Origin of the sequence: Paucibacter sp. KCTC 42545, from assembly GCF_001477625.1 — a bacterium.
GTDB lineage: Bacteria > Pseudomonadota > Gammaproteobacteria > Burkholderiales > Burkholderiaceae_C > Paucibacter_A.
This window is the reverse complement of record NZ_CP013692.1, coordinates 3,341,092-3,366,278: the sequence shown is the minus strand read 5'-3', so window position 1 is coordinate 3,366,278 and position 25,187 is coordinate 3,341,092. Positions and strand designations below refer to the sequence as shown.

Below are 25,187 nucleotides of genomic sequence, written 5' to 3'. Positions count from 1 at the left end.
CAAAGCCCAAGCGGCGTGGGCCGCCGCTTGGGTTAGTCAATCAATCAAGCCGGCAGAAAGCCTTCGATCGACAGATAGCGCTCGCCGGTGTCGTAGTTGAAACCCAGCACGCGCGCATTCGGGCCCAGCTCGGGCAACTTTTGCGCGATGGCGGCCAGGGTGGCGCCGCTGGAGATGCCCACCAGCAGGCCTTCTTCACGCGCGCAGCGGCGGGCGTATTCGCGGGCTGGTTCGGCATCGACCTGGATCACGCCGTTGAGCAGATTGGTGTGCAGGTTTGCCGGAATAAAGCCCGCGCCAATGCCCTGGATCGGGTGCGGGCTGGGCGCGCCGCCGCTGATCACGGGCGAGGCGCTGGGCTCCACCGCAAACACCTGCAGCTGGGGCCAGGCTTGCTTGAGCACTTGCGCGCAGCCGCTGATGTGGCCGCCGGTGCCCACGCCGGTGATCAGCACGTCCAGGCCTTCGGGGAAGTCATTGAGGATTTCTTGCGCCGTGGTACGCACATGCACGGCGACGTTGGCCGGGTTCTCGAACTGCTGCGGAATCCAGGCGCCGGGGTGTTGGGCTTGCAACTCTTGGGCGCGGGCGATGGCACCCTTCATGCCTTTTTCGCGCGGCGTCAGGTCGAAGCTGGCGCCATAGGCCAGCATCAGGCGGCGGCGCTCAACCGACATGCTGTCGGGCATCACCAGAATCAGCTTGTAGCCCTTGACGGCGGCCACCATGGCCAGGCCCACGCCGGTATTGCCGGAGGTGGGCTCGATGATGGTGCCGCCGGGTTGCAGCAGGCCACGTGCCTCGGCATCTTCCACCATGGCCAGGGCAATGCGGTCCTTGATCGAGCCGCCCGGGTTGCCGCGCTCGGACTTGATCCAGACCTGCTGCTGCGCCCCCGCCACGCCATTGAACAGGCGCTGCATGCGGATGTGCGGGGTGTTGCCGATGGTGGCGAGGACGTTATTGGCTTTCATGGCGATGGGCTCCGGTGGAAGTTGGTCGGATGGTGTTTGGGCAAGATGGTAGCGGCACTGCAGTCAAGATGCAGATGTAGGGCAATCCAGGCGAGCGGCCTCCTAGAATCGCCTGCTAGTTAATGGTTGAAGCGCTCGGGGCAAAACAAGATGAATATGACGGATGGCTTTGAAAACTGCGTGTGCAAGCTCTTGGAGGCCGAGGGCTATTGGGTGCGGCGGGGCGTGCGTGTCAACCTGACACAGGACGAAAAGCGCGCCATCGGCAAGACCTCGGCGCCGCGCCCCATCGTTGACCTGGTGGCCCTGCATTTCGGCCGCAATGAATTGCTGGCGCTGGAGGCCAAGAGCTATGCCGACACGCCCGGCGTGAAGTTGGCGCAAATGCAAGAAGAGCATGAGGTGCCGGCAGGCCGATTCAAGCTCTTCACCTCGGAGCGCTACCGCACGGTGGTGCTGGAGCGGCTGAAGCAGGATTTGATTGAGGGCGGCATGGCTAACGCGCAAAGCACGCTGACGCTGGGTCTACTGGCCGGCAAGGTCAACCAAGGCCAAAGCCAGGCCATCCGTGACTTGATGGCCGCGCGCGGCTGGCTGTTTTGGTCGCCCGACGATGTGAAGGCCAAAATGGCCGCGCTGCAGGACTGAGGCGCGGCCCAGCGATTCCTCAATCACTGCGCCTTCACACTAAGTTCCTAGGCATGCACGCACTGGGCCGCCCGCACAGTTGGATTGCCGCCCTTGGCTGGGCGCGCCGCCCGGCTGAACCGGTGCGCATGCAGCAATGCCTGCTGCTGGCCGGCTTGCTGCATCTGTGGCTGGTGCTGCTGGTGGGTAATACCACCGGCGGCACGGCGCGTCCGGGTGACGGCGTGTGGGGCCGGCTCAATATCACCCTGCAAGGGCCGGTGAACGGCAGCCCTGACGGCGACCCCGCGGCGCTGCCTCGCAATAACGGGCCACGCGGCAGCGCGCCGCAAGAGCGCTTTGGCGGCGCGGTGCGCGAGCTGGCGCAGCCGCCCGCTGCCACCACGCCACCTGGCGCGGCGCAGCTGGGATCCTGGGCGCCCCAGGCATTGCCGCCGGTCAATGCTGACGCAAGGCCGGCGGCACCGCCTGAACCGCCCAACCCGGTATCACCGCCCGTACCCCGGGCGCCGGTGACATCGGTGACGCCTGCGGCAACGCAGGAACCCGCGCCAGTTGCACCGCCTGCTCCGCCTGTGCCAACCGCGCCACCCGCAGCAGCCGAAGTCAGTGTCAAAGCCTTGCCCGAGCCGGTGCCAGAACCCGCGCCCAGCACGGCCAAGCTGCAGGCGCCTGCCAACACCGTTCAACGTCTATCGGCCACAGCCTTGACTGCCGCCAAGTCCGCAGTCGTCACACCGGCTCCCGCTGAGTTGCAGGCGCCGGTACTGGCGCCGCTCAGCCCTGCGCCGACCTTGAAGCAATTTGACGCGGCAACTGCCAGCCCTGCGCTCGAGCGGGTGCGGCCGGACGCTGCCTTGCTCAAGGCCAGGCCGAGCAGCCCGACCAGCCCGACGATCCCGAGTAATGCGCTTGTCCCCGCGGCCGCGGGGCAGGCCGCTCAGGCGCTTTCCGCCCTGCCACAGCTGCCGCCCCTGCAGCACCAATTACCCAAGTTTGAGCCAAAGCCTGTGCCTAGCCCGCAGCCCATGCCGGCGCAGGTCCCGGTGCAAGCGCTGCCCGCGCCTGTGACCAGCCCTTTGCTTCCTGCTCCCCCGCTCACGACACCATCGCCGGCCACCACGGCCCCAGTCGCGCCAAGCCCGGCTGCCGCAGATCGGCCTGTGCCGTCGCCCGTTGCGGCAGCAGTTCCCACGCCCGGTGCCGAGGCCGTGAAGCCCAGCACGTCGCAGCCGCTCAAGGCCGAGCCGGCATCGGCCGCTGAGCTAGCCGGACCAAACTCGATCAGCCCTAGCGCCAGCGCCACCACCACCCCGGCGACACCGCGCCTGGGCTCGCCCAGCAGCTCCAGCCTTTCGGCCAAGGATGGCAAGCCGGCCACGAGTCAGGCGCCATCGTCGTCTTTGCCGCAGCAGCCCTCCAATGGCTCGGTTGGATTGACCGGCGCCCCCGATGCCGGCAGCCAGCTCGGTCGCGACCTGGCCACGCCGCCATCGGCCGCCAGCGAGATGCCGCAAGCGCCGGCGCGCTTGAATTTGTCTTTGCCCACCCGGCCACGCGGCGGCGAGCTGTCGGGCCGTGGCTCGCGTGGCGCGCTGGACTTGTTGCCCACCCCGCCTGAGCAAAAGTCCAAGCTGGCCCAGGACTTGGAAAAGGCCGGCAAGCAAGACTGCCGCCAAGCCTACGGCGGGGCAGGTCTGCTGGCCGTCGTGCCGCTGGCGCTGGATGCCGTGCGCGACAAGGGCTGCCGTTGGTAGGCGCCTTGTTTCGCGCCGAGCACAAGGGTTGATGGGGCGGGATTTGCGGGATTCCCCGCACCCCACAGCGCCGCACAATAGCGCCATGCCAGCCCGCGACCCGGATCAGGACAAGAACAGCGCCCCCTTCGACCCCAACCGGGTGATGCAGGACTTTGCCCAACTCCTGCGTGACCGCGAAAAGCCGGTGGATTTGTCCATCTCGCAAGAGACCCTGCGCGCCAATGTGGATGCGTTGAACGGACGCACCGTGGACAAGGCCCATGTTGGTGGCGGTAGCAGTAGCAAGAACAAAGCAAGTGCTGGCGCGGCGCCGCGCGCTTCATCCCAGGCCCGCCCTCCGAAGCCGCGTTGGAATATGGACGATGTCGAGGACGTGGAGGACATCAGCGGCCGCACGCAGCCGCATCGACTGGCGCTGGGCACCGATCTGCTTGTTCCGCCCGATGTCGCCGAGGGTAGAGCGGCCGCGTTGCGTGCTGAAGCTGCCGCCGCGGAGCAAGCCGCCCGAGCAGCGGCAGTTCGGGCTGCCATGCTGGCAAAACAGGCCGAGGAGGCGGAAGCAGCTGAAGCGGCCAAGCAAGCCCGGCAGGCGCAGGCCCGAGCGGCTGAACACGCTGCTCGCCAGGCTCGAATCGAAGCCGAAGCCGAAGCCGAAGCCGAAGCCGAAGCCCAAGCCCAAGCCCAAGCCCAAGCTGCCGCGCGGGCCGCGCTTGAGCGCCAAGCCGAGCGCCATGCCCAGCTTCAGCAGCTGTTGCGCGAGTGTGCGCAGGTGCAAATGCATGCCTTCGAGCAGGCGCGGCTTGCCGCCGTGGCGGAACAAGCGGCGCTGCTGGCCCAAGTTGAGGCCTGCAACAACAGTCTGCAAGCCCAGGTGCTGGCGCGGGCCGCGGATGAATGGGCTCGTCGCCAGCGCCAACAACAGGCCGCTGCGGACTTGCAGGCCTTGTTGGACAAGCAGCTGGCCGCGAGCCTGCAGGCCTCCACGCGGGCGCAGCAGGCGATTGCCGCAACTCAGGCCCAATGCCAAGCTGAGGCCAGCGCCTTGGCGGCCCAGCTGCAGGCGGAGGTCTTGGCGCTGGCCCGCCAGCATCAGCAAGAACAGTTGGCGCAGCGCCGGCGCTCGGAACAATTGGCGGACTTCTTCCGGCAGTTGCTGAGCCAAGCTCAAGCTTTCGCCCAGCAGTTGGAGGCCAAGGAGCTACCCGCCCAGGCCAAGCAGCTGGCCGATCAATTGCTGCGACAGCAAGGGAAGGCCCGCGCCTTGGCCGAGCAATGCCTGGCACGCTTGCTGGTCGAGCATGCAGCCAGTCTGGCTCTCGCGGCCCTTGCGGCCCGCGAGCAGCGGCTGCAGCAACTCATTGCCATGGCCCAAAGCGATTGCGCCCAAGCCCTGACTTTGCAGCAGCGCGAGGCTGAGCATGCCCAGGCCACCTTGCAGGCACTGGTGCTGGCGCTGACGGCAGCTTTGCAAAACCAGGTTTGCCAAGACGCTCTGCATTGGCGCGCCGAGCAATTGGCGCGTGAGCGAGCACAGGCGCAGGCTGAGGTTGAGGCTGAGGCTGAGGCTGAGGCTGAGGCGACCGCCAAGGCCACACAAGCCAAAGCCGCAAAGCAAGCCGCACTGTCGCTACGCCAACGCGAACGTGCCCAGGCGCGCGATGAGGCTAAGGCCCGCAAAGACGCGGAGCGCCAGGCCAAACTGGCGGCTGCGGCTGCGGCTGCGGCTGCAACTGCGGCGGCCGAATCTGCCGCTGCTGCGGCCGCCGCTGAATCTGCCGCTGAAGCCCGTGCGGCCGAACAAGCACGGCTGCAGGCGCAGCTGGCGGCTGAACGCGCTGCGGCTGAACGCGCTGCGGCTGAACGCGCTGCGGCTGAACGCGCTGCGGCTGAACGCGCTGCGGCTGAACGCGCTGCGGCTGAACGCGCTGCGGCTGAACGCGCTGCGGCTGAACGCGCTGCGGCTGAACGCGCTGCGGCTGAACGCGCTGCGGCTGAACGCGCTGCGGCTGAACGCGCTGCGGCTGAACGCGCTGCGGCTGAACGCGCTGCGGCTGAACGCGCTGCGGCTGAACGCGCTGCGGCTGAACGCGCTGCGGCACTCAAAGCAGAAGCTGAGGCCAAGGCTGCAGAAGAAGCAATGGCAAGGCAGGCCCAAGTCAGAGCCTTGGCCGAACAGCGAGCTGCTGAGTTGGCCGCCGAGCAAGCCCTGGCCGAAGCGCAAGCAGTGGCTGCTGCCCAACTGGCTGAAGCGCAGGAAATTGAAGCGCAGGAAATGGCTCGGCGCGAACAGGCCCGCTTGGCCCGCGAAGCTCAAGCCGAGCGCGAACGCGCTGAGCTGGCCGCCTTTTTGCACATCGATTTGAATGTGGGCCTGGCCAATGCCAAGCCTGCGGCCTTCGACCCTACTCAAATTCAGATCCGTGAGCTAGCGCCGCAGCAAGACGCAAGCACCGCACAGGCGCTGGAACTGAATCTGGCCAGCATCCAGCTGCCCCAAGCCACGCCTGCGCCGGCGCTGGATCTGGGCGCGCTGGGTGACTTGAGCCAGATGCTGGCCAAGGTGGCGCAAACATCGCGCCAGGCTGCGCCCGCGCCAGAAGCCTTGGATCTGCATCGGGTGGCGCAGGCCGCTCAGTTACGACGCTGACGGGCACGCGAAGCGCGCTGTAGAACTGCCGGGTCCTCAGCCCAGGCGCGTCTTCTCCACATGCCGCGCAAAGTTGTCCAGAATGGCCTGCCAGCCGCTGCGCTGCTGCTCCTCGGTGTGGGTGGCTTCGCTGTCGAAATTGACGGTTACGCTGACGCCCTCAGGGGCTTCGGAAAAGTCAACTACGCCGATCCTGTCGCCAAAGCGATAGGCCAGGTGATGCGGTGCCTGTACCTCGGTGTACTCGCCGGCAAAGTCGAAGCCGAAGGAGCCGTCCTTGGCTTCCATGCGCGATGAAAACTGGCCGCCCACACGCAGATCCACGCTGGCCGCGGGGGTGTGCCAGTCCGGCGAGGCAGTGTTCCAGACCTTGATGTCCTCGGGCGTGGTGTAGGCGCGCCAGACTTCGGCAATGGGGGCTTGGATGAGGGTGCTGACGCTGATCTTCATGGGAACTCCGGGAGCGAGGGGCAAACAAGTTAAGGCCCAGATTCTGATCCAGGCTGCCGAAAAGAACTTGCAGGGATTCTCCCGCCAGCCAGCCTTTGGCTTTTGTCGTGAGCATTGCCATTCCGGCGCAGGAAGTTTCCTCTTCAGGGTCAAGCCGGCGTCGCCCTGGCTGACAATGGCTCACGCTAGCGGACCAGCACTCGTATTGCCGTCTGTCTCGCCTTGAACTGCCGACACCACTACCGCCGCCACAGCCACAAAAACTCCATGACTGACCGCCCCTCGGCCCCGGCCGAACTTAGCAGTACTTCGATCACCCCCGGCCTCTTGGTCCTGCACGGCAATCGCGCCGAGCTTTTGGGCGAGGCGGTGTTTGAGTGGTTGCGGCGCCAACCGCTGGGGCCGCTGGAGGAAGAGATTTTTCTGGTGCAGAGCAATGGCGTGGCCGAGTGGCTGAAGATGACGCTGGCGCAGCAGACCGGCATTTGTGCGGCCACCCGCGTGGAGCTGCCAGGCCGCTTTTTGTGGCGGGCTTATCGGCAGCTGCTGGGCCGCTCGGCCGTGCCGGCGGAGTCCATGCTGGACAAGCTGCCGATGACCTGGCGTTTGATGCAGCTGCTGCCCGCTTTGCAAGACCAGGCGGGCTTTGAGCCGCTGGCTGGGTTTTTGCACCTGGGCGGCATGGAGCGGCGCTTGCAACTGGCCCAGCGCCTGGCCGATTTGTTTGACCAGTACCAGGTTTATCGCAGCGATTGGCTGGATGCCTGGGGCCAGGGCCATGACGTGTTAATTCAGCAGACCGGCCAAGACCCGCACAACAGCCCCAGCCTGCCCGCCGATCAGCGCTGGCAGCCGCTGCTTTGGCGCGCCTTGCAGGAGCCGCTGAGTGCGACGGAGCGCGCCGCCAGCCGGCCGCAGCTGCACCAGCGCTTCGTGGCCGCCTTGCAAGCAGGGCATGCGCCAGTCACGCCCATGGCCCGCCGCGTCGTGCTCTTCGGCATGACCCATGTGCCCATGCAGACCTTGCAAGCCCTGGCCGCCTTGTCAGAGACGTGCCAGGTCTTGCTGGCCATCCCCAACCCTTGCCGCTACCACTGGGCCGACATCATCGAAGGCCGCGAGCTGCTCAAGCAAAGCCGTCGCCGCCAGCCGCTGCGCAAGGGTCTGGACCTGGCCGAGCTGGGCTTGGAAGCCATGCACCAGCATGCCCACCCCTTGCTAGCCAGCTGGGGCCGCCAGGGCCGCGACTTTGTGCGCCAGCTCGATGCCTTTGACGACGCGCTGCAGGCGCAGGAGCGCTTTGCCCAGGCCAAGATCGATCTGTTTGACGAGGGCGAAGGCGCGCACTGGCTGGGCCAGGTGCAGGCCCGCATCCGCGATCTGGTGCCGCTGGCTGAGCATGAGCCGGTGACTCTTGGGTCGGAGGACCGCTCCATCGTTTTCCACATCGCCCATGGCGCCCAGCGCGAGGTGGAGATCTTGCAAGACCAGCTGCTCAAGCGCCTGGCCGAGGGTGGGCTGCAGCCGCGCGATATCGTCGTGATGGTGCCGGACATTGACGCCTTCGCGCCGGCCATCCGCTCGGTCTTCGGCCAATACGGCAATAGCGGGCGGGGTGGTGACAAGCGCTTCATTCCCTTCGATATTGCTGACCTGAAAGACCGCGGCCATAACCCCCTCATGATTGCGCTGGAGTGGTTGCTGCGCCTGCCCCAGCAGCGCTGCCGTTTGAGCGAGGTGCGCGATCTGCTGGATGTGCCGGGGCTAGCTGCGCGCTTCGGCCTGAGCGCCGCTGACCTGCCGCGCCTGAGCCAGTGGATGGAAGGTGCGGGCATACGCTGGGGCCTGAACGAAGCGCAGCGCGCCGATCTGGGCCTGGCCGCTTGCGGCGAGCAAAACAGCTGGGTATTCGGCCTGCGCCGCATCTTGCTGGGCTATGCGGTGGGCGACACCACGGCCCAGGCCGAGCCCTTCCGGGGCATTGCTGCCTATTCCGAAGTGGGTGGGCTGGACGCCGCCCTGGCCGGTTGCCTGGCCGATTTGCTGGGCGCCTTGCAAGCCTGGTGGGAACTGGCGGCCACGCCCGTCGCGCCGCTGGAGTGGGCCGAGCGCGGGCTTTGGCTGATGGAGACCTTCTTCCTTGCGCAGGACGATCAGGAGCGCCAGACCTTGGGTGCTTTGCAGGCGGCCATGACGCAATGGCTCAGCGCCTGCGACACGGCCGAGTTTGCGCAAAGCATCGAGCTGCCGGTGGCGCGCGAGGCCTGGTTGTCGGGCATCGATTTGCCGACGCTGAACCGCCGCTTCAAGGCCGGCGGCGTCACCTTCTGCACCTTGATGCCCATGCGGGCCGTGCCGTTTGAGCTGGTCTGCCTGCTGGGCATGAATGACGGCGATTACCCGCGCCGCAGCAGCCGAAGCGACTTCGACCTGATGGGCCTGCCCGGCCAGCAGCGCCCCGGCGACCGCTCGGGCCGGGACGACGACCGCCAGCTGATTCTGGAGGCCTTGCTGTCGGCGCGCCAGCAGCTCTACATCAGCTGGAGCGGCCGCAGCGTGCGCGACAACAGCGAACAGCCGCCTTCGGTGCTGGTCTCGCAGCTGCGCGACTATCTGGCCTCGGGCTGGGGCGAGGCGGCGGTGGCGGCGCGCACGGTGCATCACCCGCTGCAACCCTTTAGCCGCAGCTATTTCGAGGTCAAGACCCACGCGGCGCAGGAGCAAGACTTGTTCACCTATGCCCGCGAGTGGCGCCAGGCCCATGCGCAAGCGGGCGGGCCGGGCGCCACCGGGGCGATGCCCCTGGCGGGCAAGGTGGAGCTGGGCTCGCGCGAGCTACCGCTCAATCTGAGCGCATTGACGGCGTTTTTGAAGAACCCGGTGAAGAGCTTTTTCCAGCAGCGCTTGGATGTTCAGTTCCGCGATGAAGAAGAGGCCCTCGAGGACGACGAGGCCTTTGGCCTGGGCGGCCTGGAGGAATGGGCGCTGCTGAGCGAGCTGAGCCACGAGGTCTTGATGAGCTTGGAGGCGCTCGGTGTTGATGCGGGGGACGCCAATGAGGCCTTGCTCAGCGATCTGATCCAGGAGCAAACCCGTCGCGTGCAAGCCGCCGGCCGCCTGCCCCTGGGCGAGATGGGGCGCCGCGCCGAGCGTCAGCTGGGGCAGACCTTGCTGCCCATGCTCAAGGCCTGGGTGGAGCTGCAGTCGCTGTTCCCGGTCAAGGCGGCGATGGCGCGCCTGCACTTTGTGGCCGAGACTGAAACCGAGGCTGGAGCGGGCAGCACGGTGCATCTGGATGACTGGTTAGACGGCCTGCAGGCGGCGCCTGCGCTTGAGCAGTTGGTGTGGCTGACGCTTTCGCCCAGCCGGCTGTGCGCCGATGAGAAATGCCGCACGCCGCGTGCCGACCATCTGCTTGCCCCTTGGCTGCGCAGCCTGGTGGCCAGCGCCTGCGGTGAGCCCGCCCTGGGCGTGCTGGTGGGGCGCGATGCGCAGATTCACGTCAACCCGCTGCCGCAAGAAGAGGCCATCGAATGCCTGAACGCGCTGCTGCAAACCTGGCAGCAAGGCATGGAGGAGCCCCTGCCTTTTGCTGCCAAGACGGCGCTGGCCTTTGTGGCCGACCAGCGTGATGTGGCACTGGTGTTTGAGGGCGGCGGCTTTGGCGGCGTGAGTGGCGAGGGCGAAGAAGCTTGTCTGGCGCGCACCTACCCTGACTTTGCGGCCCTCAGCACCGATGGCCGTTTTGAGGCCCTGGCTCGGCGCCTGTTTGAACCCATGCTGCAGTGGATGCACCGCAGCGTGACCCTGACCCTGCACAGCAGCGAAAACATCTTTCATGACTGAAGCACTCCATCCCCTGCGCTTCCCGCTCTGGGGCAGCCGCCTGATCGAGGCCAGCGCCGGCACGGGCAAGACCTGGACCATTGCCGCCCTGTATCTACGCCTGGTGCTGGGCCATGGGGACGCTGCCGATGATGCGGCCGAGCCGACTGCCTTCCAGCGCCCCTTGTTGCCTGCTGAAATCTTGGTCATGACCTTCACCCGCGCGGCCACACGTGAGCTGTCGGATCGCATCCGCTCCCGCCTGTTGGAGGCGGCGCGCTGCTTCCGCGGCGAGGGCGCTGAGGCCGATTACGACGACTTTTTGCACAGCCTTTTGCAAGCCTACCCGCCAGGTGCCGTGCGTGAGCGCGCCGCCTGGACCCTGGCCCTGGCGGCCGAGAGCATGGACGACGCGGCCGTGCACACCATCGACGCCTGGTGCCAGCGCATGTTGCGCGAGCATGCGTTTGATAGCGGCTGCTTGTTTGACGAGGAGCTGCAGGGCAATGAGGGCGAGCTGCAGATCCTGGCCGCCCAAGACTACTGGCGCAGCGAGTTGTATCCCCTGCGCGCCGCCGAGCTGGAGCAGGCCTTGAGCGTCTGGCCGCATGTCGATGCGCTGGCCAAGGATGCACGTGGCTTGCTGGACTTCGCCATGCCCGAGGGCGCGGGTGAGGGCCGCTTGGGCGCCTTGATTGAAGAGGTGAGCCTGCAGCGTGCCACGGCCTTGGCCGACTTGAAGCAAGGCTGGGATCAGCGCGCGGCCGAGATGCAGGCCTGGCTGGACGAGCTTTATGCCCTCAAGAGCTGCCCCTTCGACAAGCGCTCGCTCAACCAAAAGAACTACAGCAACTGGCTGGCCGCCTTGGCCGCCTGGGCGCGTGAGGACAGCCGCGCGCCCGCTGCCGCGCTTTACCCCGATATGAAAACGGGCTTGACCCGCTTCACGCCCGAGGGCATGGAAAAGGCCTGGAAGCCCGATGCCGCTTTTGATCTGCCCGAGCACTTCGCCGCTTTTGATCAATTGATGCAGGCCCTGCAGGCCTTGCCGGAGCTGAGGCACCTCGCGCGGCAGCACGCCACGGCGCGCATTCAGCAGCGCTTGGCGGAGTTGAAGCTCAAGGCCGGCACCTTCGGGTTCGCCGATATGCTGAGCCGGCTGGACCGTGCCCTGGACCCCGACGTGAATGGCCCCGCCGCCGAGCGCCTGCGCCAGCGCATGTTGGCCCAATACCCGGTGGCCTTGATCGATGAGTTCCAGGACACCTCGCCGCTACAGCTGCGCATCTTTGATCGGCTCTATCGCATCGCCGAGCATCGCAGCGATAACGCCTTGCTGCTGATTGGCGACCCCAAGCAGTCCATTTACGGCTTTCGCGGGGCGGACATCTACAGCTATCTGCATGCCCGCCGTGCCACCGAGGGGCGGCATTATGTGTTGAGCACCAATCACCGCTCCACCCAGGCGCTGGTGAGCGCGGTTAATCGCGTCTTTCTGCGGGCCGAGGCGCGCATGGGCGAGGGCGCCTTCATGTTCCGCAAGCCTGACGAGCAGCCTTTGCCCTTTGAGGCCGTGGCCGCCAAGGGCCGCAAGCAAGACTTTGTTTGTGCGGATGGCCCCCAACCCGCGCTCAGCCTGGCGGTGGATGCCGAGCTGCGCGACGGCAGCAGCAGCCAGCGCCTGTTTGCTGCCCACTGCGCGCAGCGCATTGTGGAGTTACTGAACGACCCCCAGGCCGGCTTTCTGGACAGTGAAACCCAAGCCTTTGCGCGCCTGCGGCCGGCCGACATCGCCGTGCTGGTGCGCACCGGGCGCGAGGCCGCGGCCGTGCGCCGCGAGCTGCGGCGGCGTGCCGTGGCCTCGGTGTATCTCTCGGACAAGGACTCGGTGTTTGGCAGCGTGGAGGCACAAGACCTTTTGCGCTGGCTGAAAGCCGTGGCCCAGCCGCTGGACAGCCGCTTGGTGCGCGCGGCCCTGGCCACGCGCATGCTGAGTTTGTCCCTGGCCGAGCTGAGCGTATTGGCGGCGGACGACGAGGTGTTTGATCGCCGCAGCGAGGACCTCAAAGCCTTGCGCCAGGTCTGGCTCAAGCAAGGTGTTCTGGCCATGTTGCGCCAGACCTTGCATCTGCTGGACCTGCCGGCGCGCTGGCTGGCGCCGCCCAGCGATGACGGTTTGCTGGGGCTGGACACCAACGGTGAACGCCGGCTGACCAACTTCTTGCATCTGGCCGAGATGCTGCAAACCGCCAGCCGTCAGCTGGAGGGGGAGCAGGCCTTGATCCGCTGGCTGGCCGGTCAGATTGAAAGCGCCGGCTTGCGCGGCGGGGAGGAACAGATCCTGCGCCTGGAGAGCGATGCCGATCTGGTCAAGGTGGTGACGGTGCACAAGTCCAAGGGCTTGGAGTACCCCCTGGTCTTTCTGCCCTTTGCCTGCGCCTTCCGCGGCGTGGACGGACGCAGCAGCCATGTGAAGGTGGCGGACGAGCAGGGCGAGGCCCAGCTGCATTTGCAACTCACGCCCGAGCTGATTGAAGCCGCCGATCGCGAGCGCCAGCGCGAGGACTTGCGCCTGCTCTACGTCGCCCTGACCCGGGCCCGCCACAGCTTGTGGGTGGGCGTGGCTGCCATCAATCAACGCGGCGGCAAGGACAGCACGGCCCATCGCAGCGCCCTGGGCTATCTGCTGGCCGGGCCGCACAAGATGAGCGGCGAAGTCCTGGCCGAACAGGTGAATCTGCTGGCCGAAGGGCATGAGGAGATGCAGGTGCTGGCCATGCCCGCGCAACCCGCGCTGCCCGGCCGCCTGCGCCCGCGCGAGGCGCCGCCACCCTTGCGCGAGTTGCAAGCCTACGAGGCCGAGTTTGAGCGCCGCTGGACGATTGGCAGCTTCTCCGCCTTGGTGCGCGCCTTGCCGCATCAGGGGGCTGTGAGCACGGCCGTCACCGTGGCCGCCGCGCGTGAGGATGAGTCCGTGCAAGCCATCACGGCGCCTGAGCCCATGCAGGCCGATGCGGTCAAAGCCGATGAAGCTCCGGCGCCCTGGCACGCCTTCCCGCGCGGCGCCCTGTCGGGTAACTTTTTGCACGATCAGCTGGAATGGCTGATGAGTGAGCGCGCGGCCCAGGGCGGCACGCTCAGCGACTCGCCCGAGCTGCGCGCCCAGCTCACCCGCCGTTGCGAGCGTGGGCTTTGGGCGGGGCATGCCGAGGCCGTAGTGGCTTGGCTGACTGAGGCCTGCGCGACCGTAATCCCCAGCGTAGGCGCCAGCCTGGATCAGATTCGGCGGCCCCTGCCCGAGATGGAGTTTTGGTTTCCGAGCGAAGGCTTGCTCGCCAGCCACTTGGACCAACTCTGCCGCCAGCATCTGCTGGCCGCTCATGCCCGCCCGGCCTTGCCGCAGCGCGAGCTGCGCGGCATGTTGATGGGTTTTGCCGACTTGGTGTTTGAGCAGGGCGGGCGCTTCTACGTTTTGGACTACAAGTCCAATGCCCTGGGTGAGAGCGATGCCGACTACGCCGACGCTGCCCTGGAGGCCGCCATGGCCCAGCACCGCTACGAGGTGCAGGCCGCGCTTTATCTGCTGGCCCTGCACCGCCTGCTGCGCGCCCGCCTGGGCGAGGCCTATGCGCCAGCGCAGCATCTCGGCGGCGCGGTGTTCTTTTTTCTGCGCGGCATTGGCCATCCTGGCCGGGGTTGCTACACGGTGGCGCCGCCACTGGAATTGTTGGAGAAGCTCGATGCCTTGTTCCGTGAGGATGTGTTGACGGTGGCGATGGAGGAGGGGGCATGAGCGCGGCCTTGATCAAGAACCTGCAGACCTGGCGCGAAGCCGGCTGGCTGCGCCGCCTGGACCCGGCTTTTGCAAGCTTTTTGCAGGAACTGGAGCCCAGCGCGCCCCCAGCATTGCTGCTGGCCGCTGCCTTGCTGAGTCATCTGGAAGGGCGCGGCCATAGCTGCCTGGATCTGGCTCATCTCCTGCAAGACGCCGAGGACTTGCTGACTTGGCCCAGCGAGGGCACGACGGCCCTGCAAGCGCAAATGGCCGAGCTGGCGCCGAGCCTGCCGGAATGGCTGAGCCAGATTGCTGCCAGCGCGCTTGTGGCCACTGGCGATCAAGCCGATAGCGCCAACACACCGCTGGTTTTGCGCGGTAGCCGCCTGTATCTGCGCCGCTACTGGGCCTACGAGCAGCGTGTGGCCACGCAGGTGCTGAGGCGCTGCGAGCCGGTGGATCAGGCGCTGGGCGAGGCGCTGGACGAAGCCGCGCTGCGGCAGCGTCTGGATGCCTTATTCCCGCCCACCGAGGCCTTTGACTGGCAGAAGTTCGCCTGTGCCGTGGCCTTGAGAGGCCGTTTTGCCGTCATCACCGGCGGGCCGGGGACGGGCAAGACCTACACGGCCGCGCGCCTGCTGGCCCTGCTGTTCGCGCAGGACAGCCGGCCTAAGCATCTGCGCGTCGGCCTGGCCGCGCCCACCGGCAAGGCGGCGGCAAGGCTCAAGCAGTCCATCGAATCGGCCCTGGCCGAGATCCCGGCGGACTTCGACTGCGGCCTGCCGCGACAGGAGCTGGCCCAGGCCCTGGGCGCGGCCCGCACCTTGCACTCGCTCCTGGGGGCAAGACCTGACACCCGCAAGCTGCGCGCTGATGCGGCCAATCCGCTGGCGCTGGATGTGTTGATCGTGGACGAGGCCTCCATGATCCATCTGGAAATGATGGCCGGCCTGCTGGAGGCCCTGCCGCCCAGCGCTCGGGTGATCTTTCTGGGTGATAAGGACCAGCTCGCTTCGGTGGAGGCCGGCGCGGTGCTGGGCGATCTTTGCAGCGATGCACAGGCCGGCGCCTACTCGGCAGAGACGGCGGCCTTTGCCTTGGCCAGCACGGGTCGAGCCCTGCCCGCCGAGTATCAGCTGCCGCCCTTGTTGGCGCCCAAGCCCCTGGCCCAGCAGACCGTCATGTTGCGCGAAAGCCGGCGCTTTGGTGGCCCCATCGGCCAGCTGGCCCTGGCGGCTAATCGCGGCGACAGCAAGGCCGCCACGGCCTTGCTGCGCGCGGCTCAGCCGCTGGCGGATGGCCAGCCCTTGCTGTGGCTGGAGTCGCCCAGTGCCGCCCAAGTCTTGCCATTGGCCGAGCGGGGCCGCAGCGGCGCGCCCGGCGGCTACCGTGCCTATCTGGAACTGCTGCGCCAAGGCCCGGCGGCGCCGGACCGGGCTGGTTTTGATGATTGGGCCCGCGCGGTGATCCAGGCTTTTGAGCGCTTCCGTCTGCTCTGCGCGGTGCGCGAGGGCGAGTGGGGTGCACAAGGCCTGAATGCGGCGGTGGAGGGTGCGCTGATCCAGCAAGGCTTGCTGAGCAAGAGCGGCGAGTGGTATGCCGGCCGGCCCATCATGGTGACGCGCAATGACACGGGGCTGGGGGTGTTCAACGGGGACATCGGCATCGTGCTCAAGCCTTTTGCCGAAACCGGATCAGCCTCTGGTTCGGTTTCAGGGTCAGGTCTTGCCCTGCGCGCCTTCTTCCTCGACGGCCTGAGCCTGCGCTCCGTCTCGGTCAGCCGTCTGGCCGATGTGGAAACCGCATTTGCGATGACGGTGCACAAATCGCAGGGCTCGGAATTCGAGCACACGGTGCTGGTGCTGCCCGACAAGGCCAGCCATGTGATGTCGCGTGAATTGGTTTACACCGGCATCACGCGCGCCCGCAAGGCTTTCACCCTCGTTACTGGCCGCGCGCTGAGCTTTGATCAGGCCCTGGGGCGCCGCACGCGGCGGGCCAGTGGCTTGCTTGATTTGCTGGATCAGTGCTAGTTGCTGCGGCAGCAGGGCCGTAGCGCCTTGCCGCTCCAGTACAGTGGTGGCCATTCAAAGGAGCTCAACAGCATGGCCACCAATAATTCCTCTTCACCCAAGAAGATTGACGTCAAACAAATCGCCTCGGACAGCGGCGTAGCCGTGGAGGCTTATGACACTTACGACAGCGACGAAGAAACGCTGGCGGCAGCGCACCGCTTTGCGGTGGGTTTGCTGAACCGGGTGGCGCAGATTTGCGAAGCCCAGCCCGGCAAGAGCTTGGATGCTGCGGCACTGCGCAGCTTGGCGGCGAGTTTGCAGCCGAAGTAATGCGAGCAAGGCCCTTGGCCTTGCGCCGGTCCGGCCTCAGTGGGGCATTTGGGCCCTGTGTCGGTCCTGCCTCAGCCAATCCGCTCGTAGGCGGCTTGGCCTTCGTCAGGCGTCAGCAAGGCCGCAGGGCCTTGCTTCGGTTCTGCCTCAGCCAATCCGCTCGTGGGCGGCTTGGCCTTCGTCAGGCGTCGGCAAGGCCGCAGGGCCTTGCTTCGGTTCTGCCTCAGCCAATCCGCTCGTAGGCGGCTCGGCCTTCGTCAGGCGTCAGCAAGGCCGCAGGGCCTTGCTTCGGTCCTGACTCAGCCAATCCGCTCGTAGGCGGCTCGGCCTTCGTCAGGCGTCAGCAAGGCCGCAGGGCCTTGCTTCGGTCCTGACTCAGTAAGGGCCGTTGGCGAGCCAGCGTTCGAGTTGGGGTAGGCGGTCATTGCCCCAGAAACGCTCGCCTTCGACGATGAAGAAGGGCGAGCCGAACACGCCGCGCGCCTCGGCCATGTCCACCTCGGCCTTCAGGCGAGCCCGGCTGGCCGAGCCGCTGCTGGCTTCGTGGAAGTCCTCGGCGGAGATGCCCATGGCTTCGCAGATGGCCTGCAGCACTTCGGCTGCGGCGACGTTCTGGTCTTTGATGAAATAGGCCTGCAGCACATGCTTGGCGAAGTCGCGGCCTTGCTGTGGGTTGCGGTCGTTGATCCAGTGGAAGATCCGCGCCGCTTGCTCGGTGTGCACGCCCAGGGTCGAGGGGGTCTTGTACTCGACACCGTAATAGGTGGCCAGGCGCTCGGCATCGCGGCGGATGTAGTCGCTGCGCATCACGTTGTGCGGTATGCGGATGCGCTCGAGTGAGTTGAAATTGGCGTCCAGCACGATCACGTGCCAGTTGACGCTGCGGCCATGCCGTTCCGCCAGTTGGTCGATGACGGCCGAGGCGATGTAGCCGTAGGGCGAGGCGAAGTCGAAGTAGAAATCAATCGGCGCGGACATGCGTGCTAGCTCCATCAGTGTGGCGCGGATTGTAGGGGCGAGGATTGCTAGGCCTGCGCGGAAAGCGGACGCAGAGCCAAACTCGACTACACGCCTAGTCAAGGCCTGCCGCAGGGCAAACTTGAACAAACCATGGGTGAGTTGATTTGAAAGACCGAGGATTTCTGCTGACTTGAGAAATTCCTGGTCGGGGTGAGAGGATTCGAACCTCCGGCCTCCACGTCCCGAACGTGGCGCGCTACCTGGCTACGCTACACCCCGATGTTCTGGCGACTGGGACTTGGCTTTTCGCAAGTCCAGCGCAAAACGTCTTGTACTTCTTTTACTGCTTGTCTCGAGTGGCTGAGAGTCGACTCAGAAAGAGCGCTCAACCGACCGAGCCGCAAATTCTAGCAGGGATTTTCGCCATTTTGAGTCGGGCAAGAGATTGAGGCAGTCGCGAGCCAATTTTGCTTCGGCTCTTGCGGCTTCACGGGTGGCTTCCAGTGCGCCGGTTTCGCTCACGATGGCGACGATCTCGGCCAGTTTCTCTTGCTCGCCATGCTCGATGGCGTGGCGCAAGAGCTGGCGTTGTTCGGCATTGCAGCGTTCCATGGCGATTAGCAGGGGTAGCGTAGTCTTGCCTTCGCGCAGGTCGTCGCCAACGTTCTTGCCCAGTGCTTGGCTGTCGCCTTCGTAGTCGAGCACGTCGTCGATCAGCTGGAAGGCGGTGCCTAGAGCGCGGCCGTAGCCGGCGCAGGCCTCTTCGATCTCGGGCCCGGCATCCGCCAGCACGGCACCTAGTCGTGCGCTGGCTTCAAACAGCTTGGCGGTTTTGTAGCGGATCACGCGCAGATAGGCTTCCACCGTGATGTCGGGGTCATGCATATTCATCAACTGCAAGACCTCGCCCTCGGCGATCACATTGGTGGCCTCGGCCAGCACATCCAGTACGCGCAGCTTGTTCACCGACACCATCATCTGGAAGGCGCGCGAGTAGAGGAAGTCGCCCACCAGCACGCTGGCGGCATTGCCGAACAGGGCGTTGGCGGTTTTCTTGCCGCGGCGCAGCGAGGACTCATCCACCACGTCGTCGTGCAAAAGCGTGGCGGTGTGGATGAACTCCACCACCGCGGCGAGTTCAAAGCGCCCAGGTTGGTCGTAGCCGAGTGCGTTGGCAAACAGCAGCACCAGCTTGGGGCGCATGCGCTTGCCGCCGGCATGCACGATGTAGCCGGCAATCTGATTGATCAAAGCCACGTCAGAGCTCAGGCGCTGGGCAATGACGGCATCGACTTCCAGCATCTCTGCTGCCAGTGTGGCAAGTGCCTCGCTCAGGAGGGGATCGGTGGAGGGGGACGAAGCAGTCGCAGCGTGCACTCTCGGCTCTCATTGGGACGGAAGGTGGATTATAGGAACAGCCGCGCGAACCCCGGCGCGGCACGCTTGGGTTTGCACAGCGGCTGTCGTGCAGGCGCTGCGGCACGGTTGGTCGCTTGTCAAAGCAGCAAGTCGTGCTATACTCGCGGGCTCTGTTGCTCTTGGGTGGCAGGGGTTTGGCCTGGCTTGCTCTGATGAATTGACGAGTGCCGGGCAGGTTTAATTGAAAGGGCTGATATGTACGCGGTCATAAAAACCGGCGGTAAGCAATACAAAGTTGCTGCCGGCGAAAAGATCAAGATAGAACAGATTGCTGCGGATGTTGGCCAAGAGATTGTGATCGACCAAATTTTGGCTGTCGGCAACGGCGCTGAATTGAAGATTGGCACTCCCTTGGTTGCGGGCGCAAGCGTTTCCGCCACAGTTGTGGCTCACGGTAGGCACGACAAAGTGCGCATCTTCAAGCTGCGCCGTCGTAAGCACTACAAGAAGAGTCAAGGCCATCGCCAGAACTTCACCGAGCTGTTGATCAGCACGGTGAACGGCTGAGCGCGGTTTTCTTCTTTAGCTAACAGTTCAAGGAGCTGATCCATGGCACAGAAAAAGGGCGGCGGTTCAACACGAAACGGCCGCGACTCCAAACCAAAGATGTTGGGTGTGAAGGCCTTCGGCGGCCAACTCATCTCGGCAGGTTCCATCATCGTGCGTCAGCGCGGTACCAAGTTCCATCCCGGCACTAACGTCGGTATCGGCAAGGACCACACGCTGTTCGCCTTGGTTGACGGCCACGTGTCGTTCGCCATCAAGGGTGAAAAGAGCCGCCAGACCGTGTTCGTGACGGCTGCCTAAGCGCAGACTTCAGCGAATGCGATTCGCCGACGGGGGCTAGCCGCCCGCCGGCGACCCAAAGCCCCGGCTAGCCCGGGGCTTTTGCTTTTTGCGGCGGCAAACAATGCCTGTGCGCATTGACTTAATATTGGCCGCTGTCCGCAAGAAGCGCAGAGAAAGACATATGAAGTTCATCGACGAAGCCACCATCGATATCGTGGCCGGCAATGGTGGTGCCGGCTGTGCGAGTTTTCGCCGCGAAAAGTTCATCCCCTTCGGTGGGCCCGACGGTGGTGATGGCGGACGTGGTGGCAGTGTTTATGCCGTCGGTGACGTCAACCTCAATACCTTGATCGACTACCGTTATGCGCGCCGCCATGAGGCCCGCAATGGCGAGGCCGGTCGCGGTTCGGATTGCTACGGTGCGGCCTCGGATGATGTCATCCTGCGCATGCCCGTGGGCACCATCATCAAAGACTTGGAAACCGACACGGTGATCGCCGAGTTGTTGGAGCCGGACGAAAAGATCCTGCTGGCCAAGGGCGGTGACGGTGGCTTCGGCAACTTGCATTTCAAGACCAGTACCAACCGCGCCCCGCGTCAGAAGACGCCCGGCTGGCCCGGTGAGGCCAAAAAGGTCAAGCTGGAATTGCGCGTGCTGGCCGATGTGGGTCTGCTGGGCCAGCCCAATGCGGGCAAGTCCACGCTGATCACCGCGGTGTCGAATGCGCGCCCCAAGATTGCGGACTATCCCTTCACGACCCTGTACCCGAATCTGGGTGTGGTGCGCGTCGGGCCGGAGAAGAGCTTTGTGGTCGCCGACATCCCCGGCTTGATCGAAGGCGCGGCCGAAGGTGCGGGCTTGGGTCACCAGTTCCTGCGTCATTTGCAGCGCACGCGTTTGCTGCTGCATGTGGTTGATCTGGCGCCCTTTGATCCGGCGGTTGACCCGGTGGCGGAAGCCAAGGCCATCGTGGCCGAGCTGAAGAAGTACGACGAGTCTTTGTACGACAAGCCGCGCTGGTTGGTGCTCAACAAGCTGGACATGGTGCCGGAAGACGAGCGCGCCAAGCGGGTGAAAGATTTCATCAAGCGCTACAAGTGGAAGGGCCCGGTGTTTGAAATCTCGGCCTTGACGCGCGACGGGTGCCAAAGCCTGGTGCACGCCATTTACGACCATGTGGCTTCGGCCCAGCGCGTCATCGTCGAAGTGGATCCCCGCTTCCCGGATGGCAAGCCGGCAGCGCCTGCGGCGGACGACGACGCAGCATGAGTGGCGCGCTGAAAGGCGCGCGGCGCATTGTCGTTAAAGTAGGTTCCAGCCTCGTGACCAATGAAGGTCGCGGGGTGGATGCCGATGCCATTGCCAACTGGTGTCGCCAACTGGCGGCCTTGGCAAGTGAAGGGCGCGAGCTGGTGATGGTGTCCAGCGGCGCCATCGCCGAAGGCATGAAGCGCCTCGGCTGGGCCACCCGTCCCAAGGAATTGCACGAGTTGCAAGCCGCTGCGGCGGTGGGCCAGATGGGTCTGGCCCAGATGTATGAAACCAAGCTGCGGGAGCAGGGCATGGGCAGCGCGCAAGTGCTGCTGACGCATGCCGACTTGGCCGACCGTGAGCGCTATCTCAATGCCCGCTCCACGCTGCTGACCCTGTTGCAGCACCGCGTGCTGCCGGTCATCAATGAGAACGACACCGTCGTCAACGACGAGATCAAGTTCGGTGACAACGACACCTTGGGTGCGTTGGTGGCCAATCTGGTCGAGGCCGATGCCTTGATCATCCTCACCGATCAGCGTGGCCTTTACTCGGCCGACCCGCGCAAAGATCCCAATGCCCGCTTCATTGATGAGGCTCAGGCTGGCACGCCCGAGCTGGAATTGATGGCCGGTGGCGCCGGTTCAAGCCTGGGGCGCGGCGGCATGATCACCAAGATCTTGGCTGCCAAACGCGCGGCCGGCAGTGGCGCCAACACCGTCATCGCCTGGGGCCGCGAGCCCGATGTCTTGCTGCGCCTGGTGGCCGGCGAAGCCATTGGCACCGCGCTACTCGCCAGCACGCCGAAGATGGCGGCGCGCAAGCAGTGGATGGCTGATCATCTGCAGCTGCGTGGCGCCGTGACGGTGGATGCCGGCGCAGCAGCCAAGCTGCAAGGCGAGGGCAAGAGTCTCTTGTCCATCGGCGTGACCGATGTGCAAGGCGACTTCCGTCGCGGCGAGGTGATCGCGGTGCGTGATCCGTCTGGCTTGGAGCTGGCGCGCGGCTTGAGTAATTACTCCAGCGCCGAAGCACGGCTGATCGCCCGCAAGGCCAGCAGCGAGATCGAGCGCGTGCTGGGCTATGTGGCCGAGCACGAGCTGATTCACCGCGACAACTTAGTCTTGACCGCCGCCGTTTAAGCCTTAGCCACTCGACCCGGGCTGATGCCTGGTGTCGGGCGTTGCGCTGGGCTTGGCTTCCGCGTCATTGGACTCGGTCTGGGCGTTTTCCGTGCCCGGCTGTACCTCTTCGTTGCGGCCTGCCTGATGATGGTGCGAACGCAGGCCCGAGCGCAAATAGCGATTGTGCTGATTGAGCCGCGGCAGGTAGCGCGCCAATTCGGTCAAGGCGTTCTCGTACACGCCGCGCTTGAACTCGATCACTGCCTCCAGTGGCACCCAGTACTCGTTCCAGCGCCAGGCGTCGAACTCAGGGTGGTTGGTGGCGCGCAAGTTCATGTCGGAGTCACGCCCCACCAGCTGAAGCAAGAACCAGATTTGTTTTTGCCCACGGTAGTGCCCACGCGCATCGCGGCGAATGAAATGATCGGGCACTTCGTAGCGCAGCCAATCGCGGGTGCGCGCAATGATGCGCACATGGTCGGGCACGAGCCCCACTTCTTCGTGGAGCTCGCGATACATCGCCTGCTCAGGCGTCTCGCCGTAATTGATGCCCCCTTGCGGGAACTGCCAGGAATGCGTGCGGATGCGTTTGCCCCAAAACACTTCATTCCTGTGGTTGAGCAGGATGATGCCGACGTTGGGCCGAAAGCCTTCACGGTCGAGCATAATCAACCTCGAATCTATAGTTGGTTTGATTATTGCATTGGGATGCCACCCCGGCATCGTCCTCGCTTACCCTGACCCCACCCTTTGCCTTGTTTCGCCGCGTTTGCGAAGCATCTTTTTTGCCGAGTCCGCCCGCCATCATGAAAGCTTCCCAGTTCTTCATTTCCACCCTCAAAGAAGCTCCGGCCGATGCCGAGGTTGTCAGCCATCAGCTGATGATGCGCGCCGGCATGATCAAGCGCATTGGCGCGGGCATTTACAACTACATGCCGATGGGCTTGCGCGTGATTCGCAAGGTGGAAGCGATCATCCGCGAGGAGATGAACCGTGCCGGCGCCGTCGAGCTCTTGATGCCTATCGTGCAGCCCGCTGAGCTGTGGCAAGAAACCGGCCGCTTTGACAAGATGGGCCCCGAGTTGCTGCGCGTGAAAGACCGCCATGGCCGTGACTTCATCATCCAGCCAACGTCTGAGGAGGTGATGACCGACATCGCCCGCCAGGAGCTGCGCAGCTACAAGCAGTTGCCCAAGAATTTCTATCACATCCAGACCAAGTTCCGTGACGAGCGCCGCCCGCGTTTCGGCGTCATGCGCGGTCGTGAGTTCACGATGAAGGACGCCTATTCCTTCGACCGCGATGTGGCCACCGCCACGCTGAGCTACCAAAATATGTACGCGGCCTACCAGCGCATCTTCGATCGCTTTGGCCTGCAGTTCCGCGCCGTGGCGGCCGACACCGGCGCCATCGGTGGCGAAATTTCGCATGAGTTCCAGGTCATCGCGGACACCGGTGAAGACGCCATCGTCTACTGCCCGACCAGCGACTACGCCGCCAATATCGAATTGGCCGAAGGCGTGGCCTTGCTGGCCGAGCGCGCGGCTGCGACGCAAGACCTGACCCTCGCGCCCACACCGGGCAAGAGCACCTGTGAAGACGTGGCGGCGCTGCTGGGCTTGCCGCTGAGTCAAACCGTGAAGTCGATTGTCTTGGCCAGTGATGAACTGGATAAAGACGGCGCCATCGTCAAATCCACCGTTTGGCTGCTGCTGCTGCGTGGCGACCATGAGCTGAACGAAGTCAAGGCCGGCAAGATCGAGGGTCTGAAGGGTGGCTTCCGCTTCGCGACGCATACCGAGATCGAGGATCACTTCGGCTGCAAGCCAGGCTATCTGGGCCCGATCAAGTTGCTCAAGCCGGTCAAGGTGGTGGCTGACCGCACGGTCGCACTGATGAGCGATTTTGTTTGCGGCGCCAATCAGATGGATTGCCACTTCACCGGCGCCAACTGGGGCCGCGACCTGGCCGAGCCAGATCTGGTGGCGGACATCCGCAACGTCGTGGTCGGTGATCCCTCGCCGGACGGCAAGGGCGTGCTGGCGATTCAACGCGGCATCGAAGTGGGCCATGTGTTCTTGCTGGGTACCAAGTACTCCAAGGACATGAACGCCACCTTCCTGGACGAGAACGGCAAGCCCCAGCACATGGTGATGGGCTGCTACGGCATCGGTGTGACCCGAATCTTGGGCGCCGCCATCGAACAGAACCATGATGCCCGCGGCATCATCTGGCCCGACGCCTTGGCGCCGTTCAGCGTGGTGATCTGCCCGATCGGCATGGACCGCAGCGAAGAGGTCAAGGCCGCCGCTCACAAGCTCTACGACGAGTTGCGCGACCTGGGTGTGGATGTGCTGCTGGATGACCGTGGCGAGCGCCCCGGCGCCATGTTCGCCGACTGGGAGTTGATCGGCGTACCGCAGCGTGTGGTGCTGTCCGACCGTGGCCTCAAAGAAGGCCAGGTCGAAGTGCAAGGCCGCCGCGATGCCGAGGCCAGCAAGCTGGCTCTGGCCGATGTGCTGGCTCATCTGAAGGGCAAGCTGAAGCTTTGATGGGCCCTCAGGAGTTGCGCCGCCGCGGCCTCTTGCTGGCTGCTTTGGCGGCGGGCTGGCTGCCGCGGCCGAGTCAGGCCGGCGCCCAGGTTGAAGAGCCTTTGATCGACTCGGTGCGCTCGGCCCTGAGCGCGGCGGTGGCCAATAGCGCGCCACCTAAACCGCGCTTTGATGACGTCGAGCAGCGCCTGGTCTATCTGCGCTGGCTGGGTGAAATGAGCGAGCGGCTCAAGCGCCGTAAGAGCGAGACGCAGACCCGCATCGAGTTTCTCGAAACGATCTGGTACGAGGCCAAGCGCGCCGGGCTTGAGCCCAGCTTGGTGCTGGGCCTCGTGCAGGTAGAAAGCGGTTTCCGCAAATACGCCATCAGCTCGGCCGGGGCGCGTGGCTATATGCAGGTGATGCCGTTCTGGGCCAAGTCGATTGGCGACGGGCAGGCCTCACGGCTCTTCCATATGCAGACGAATCTGCGATTCGGCTGCGTGATTCTGCGCCACTACCTGGACCGCGAGAAGGGCGATATGTTCCTCGCCCTGGGCCGCTACAACGGCAGCCGTGGTCGCGCCGAATATCCTGATGCGGTATTCGCTTGCCGCCGCCAGTGGTTGATGCCTGGCGAGCGTTAGGGTCAATGTGAACGAGGTCCGCAAGGCAGTGCGCAGTTCGG

Annotated in this window: 18 protein-coding genes and 1 tRNA gene; 13 read left to right on the top strand and 6 right to left on the bottom strand. The window is 65.1% G+C overall.

Annotated features, from left to right (window positions below):
• Positions 1–44: 44 nt before the first annotated feature.
• Positions 45–974, bottom strand: coding sequence for a cysteine synthase A (cysK, locus tag AT984_RS14595; RefSeq protein WP_058720716.1), 930 nt, complete (start codon positions 972–974; stop codon positions 45–47).
• A 150-nt stretch (positions 975–1,124) separates the two neighbouring features.
• Here cysK and AT984_RS14590 point away from each other — a divergent pair, with 150 nt between their 5' ends.
• From AT984_RS14590 to AT984_RS14580, 3 genes are all read left to right on the top strand, one after another.
• A complete protein-coding gene (locus tag AT984_RS14590) occupies positions 1,125–1,622 on the top strand; it encodes a hypothetical protein (protein ID WP_197418112.1) in 498 nt (165 codons plus the stop codon).
• Positions 1,623–1,675: 53 nt separating this feature from the next.
• Entirely contained in the window at positions 1,676–3,379 is a 1,704-nt protein-coding gene (locus AT984_RS14585; RefSeq protein WP_058720715.1) for a hypothetical protein, read from the top strand.
• Positions 3,380–3,464: 85 nt separating this feature from the next.
• Positions 3,465–6,029, top strand: coding sequence for a hypothetical protein (locus AT984_RS14580; RefSeq protein WP_058720714.1), 2,565 nt, complete (start codon positions 3,465–3,467; stop codon positions 6,027–6,029).
• Between the two features lie 36 nt (positions 6,030–6,065).
• On the opposite strand, the gene AT984_RS14575 is transcribed toward AT984_RS14580, so the two are convergent.
• Complete coding sequence (locus tag AT984_RS14575; RefSeq protein WP_058720713.1) at positions 6,066–6,479, bottom strand: SRPBCC domain-containing protein; 414 nt, start codon at positions 6,477–6,479, stop codon at positions 6,066–6,068.
• Between the two features lie 267 nt (positions 6,480–6,746).
• On the opposite strand from AT984_RS14575, the gene recC reads away from it, so the two are divergent.
• The 4 genes from recC (at position 6,747) to AT984_RS14555 (ending at position 16,424) form a co-directional block, all read left to right on the top strand.
• A complete protein-coding gene (gene recC, locus AT984_RS14570; protein WP_058722343.1) occupies positions 6,747–10,325 on the top strand; it encodes an exodeoxyribonuclease V subunit gamma in 3,579 nt (1,192 codons plus the stop codon).
• Entirely contained in the window at positions 10,318–14,097 is a 3,780-nt protein-coding gene (gene recB / locus AT984_RS14565; RefSeq protein ID WP_058720712.1) for an exodeoxyribonuclease V subunit beta, read from the top strand. Before recC ends, recB begins: the two co-directional genes overlap by 8 nt.
• On the top strand, positions 14,094–16,112 hold the full coding sequence (recD, locus tag AT984_RS14560; RefSeq protein WP_058720711.1) for an exodeoxyribonuclease V subunit alpha: 2,019 nt from the start codon (positions 14,094–14,096) through the stop codon (positions 16,110–16,112). The genes recB and recD overlap by 4 nt, the downstream gene beginning before the upstream one ends.
• Before the next feature lie 72 nt (positions 16,113–16,184).
• Positions 16,185–16,424 (top strand): hypothetical protein, encoded by a 240-nt coding sequence (locus AT984_RS14555; protein WP_156422041.1) that lies wholly within the window; start codon positions 16,185–16,187, stop codon positions 16,422–16,424.
• A 375-nt stretch (positions 16,425–16,799) separates the two neighbouring features.
• On the opposite strand, the gene AT984_RS14550 is transcribed toward AT984_RS14555, so the two are convergent.
• From AT984_RS14550 to AT984_RS14540, 3 genes are all read right to left on the bottom strand, one after another.
• Positions 16,800–17,402, bottom strand: coding sequence for a 2-hydroxychromene-2-carboxylate isomerase (locus tag AT984_RS14550; protein WP_197418110.1), 603 nt, complete (start codon positions 17,400–17,402; stop codon positions 16,800–16,802).
• Positions 17,403–17,586: 184 nt separating this feature from the next.
• Positions 17,587–17,663, bottom strand: a tRNA-Pro gene (locus AT984_RS14545).
• A 93-nt stretch (positions 17,664–17,756) separates the two neighbouring features.
• Positions 17,757–18,686 carry a polyprenyl synthetase family protein gene (locus AT984_RS14540; protein ID WP_082680042.1) on the bottom strand — a complete coding sequence of 310 codons (930 nt, stop codon included), beginning with the start codon at positions 18,684–18,686 and terminating at the stop codon, positions 17,757–17,759.
• 312 nt (positions 18,687–18,998) lie between these two features.
• On the opposite strand from AT984_RS14540, the gene rplU reads away from it, so the two are divergent.
• The 4 genes from rplU (at position 18,999) to proB (ending at position 21,986) form a co-directional block, all read left to right on the top strand.
• A complete protein-coding gene (rplU, locus tag AT984_RS14535) occupies positions 18,999–19,310 on the top strand; it encodes a 50S ribosomal protein L21 (protein WP_058720709.1) in 312 nt (103 codons plus the stop codon).
• 42 nt (positions 19,311–19,352) lie between these two features.
• Entirely contained in the window at positions 19,353–19,610 is a 258-nt protein-coding gene (gene rpmA / locus AT984_RS14530) for a 50S ribosomal protein L27 (RefSeq protein WP_058720708.1), read from the top strand.
• A gap of 163 nt (positions 19,611–19,773) precedes the next feature.
• Positions 19,774–20,862, top strand: a complete 1,089-nt coding sequence (gene obgE / locus AT984_RS14525; RefSeq protein ID WP_058720707.1) for a GTPase ObgE — start codon at positions 19,774–19,776, stop codon at positions 20,860–20,862.
• Complete coding sequence (gene proB, locus AT984_RS14520) at positions 20,859–21,986, top strand: glutamate 5-kinase (protein WP_058720706.1); 1,128 nt, start codon at positions 20,859–20,861, stop codon at positions 21,984–21,986. Before obgE ends, proB begins: the two co-directional genes overlap by 4 nt.
• A gap of 3 nt (positions 21,987–21,989) precedes the next feature.
• Here the strand turns inward: proB and AT984_RS14515 are convergent, their stop codons facing one another.
• Positions 21,990–22,634, bottom strand: coding sequence for an RNA pyrophosphohydrolase (locus AT984_RS14515; protein ID WP_082680041.1), 645 nt, complete (start codon positions 22,632–22,634; stop codon positions 21,990–21,992).
• Between the two features lie 140 nt (positions 22,635–22,774).
• Between AT984_RS14515 and AT984_RS14510 the strand changes: the two genes are divergently transcribed.
• The gene (locus AT984_RS14510; RefSeq protein ID WP_058720705.1) at positions 22,775–24,520 is read left to right on the top strand and encodes a proline--tRNA ligase; all 1,746 of its coding nucleotides are present in this window, start codon (positions 22,775–22,777) and stop codon (positions 24,518–24,520) included.
• Positions 24,520–25,146: a lytic transglycosylase domain-containing protein gene (locus AT984_RS14505; protein ID WP_058720704.1), complete on the top strand. Its 627-nt coding sequence runs from the start codon at positions 24,520–24,522 to the stop codon at positions 25,144–25,146. The genes AT984_RS14510 and AT984_RS14505 overlap by 1 nt, the downstream gene beginning before the upstream one ends.
• Positions 25,147–25,187 lie beyond the last annotated feature (41 nt).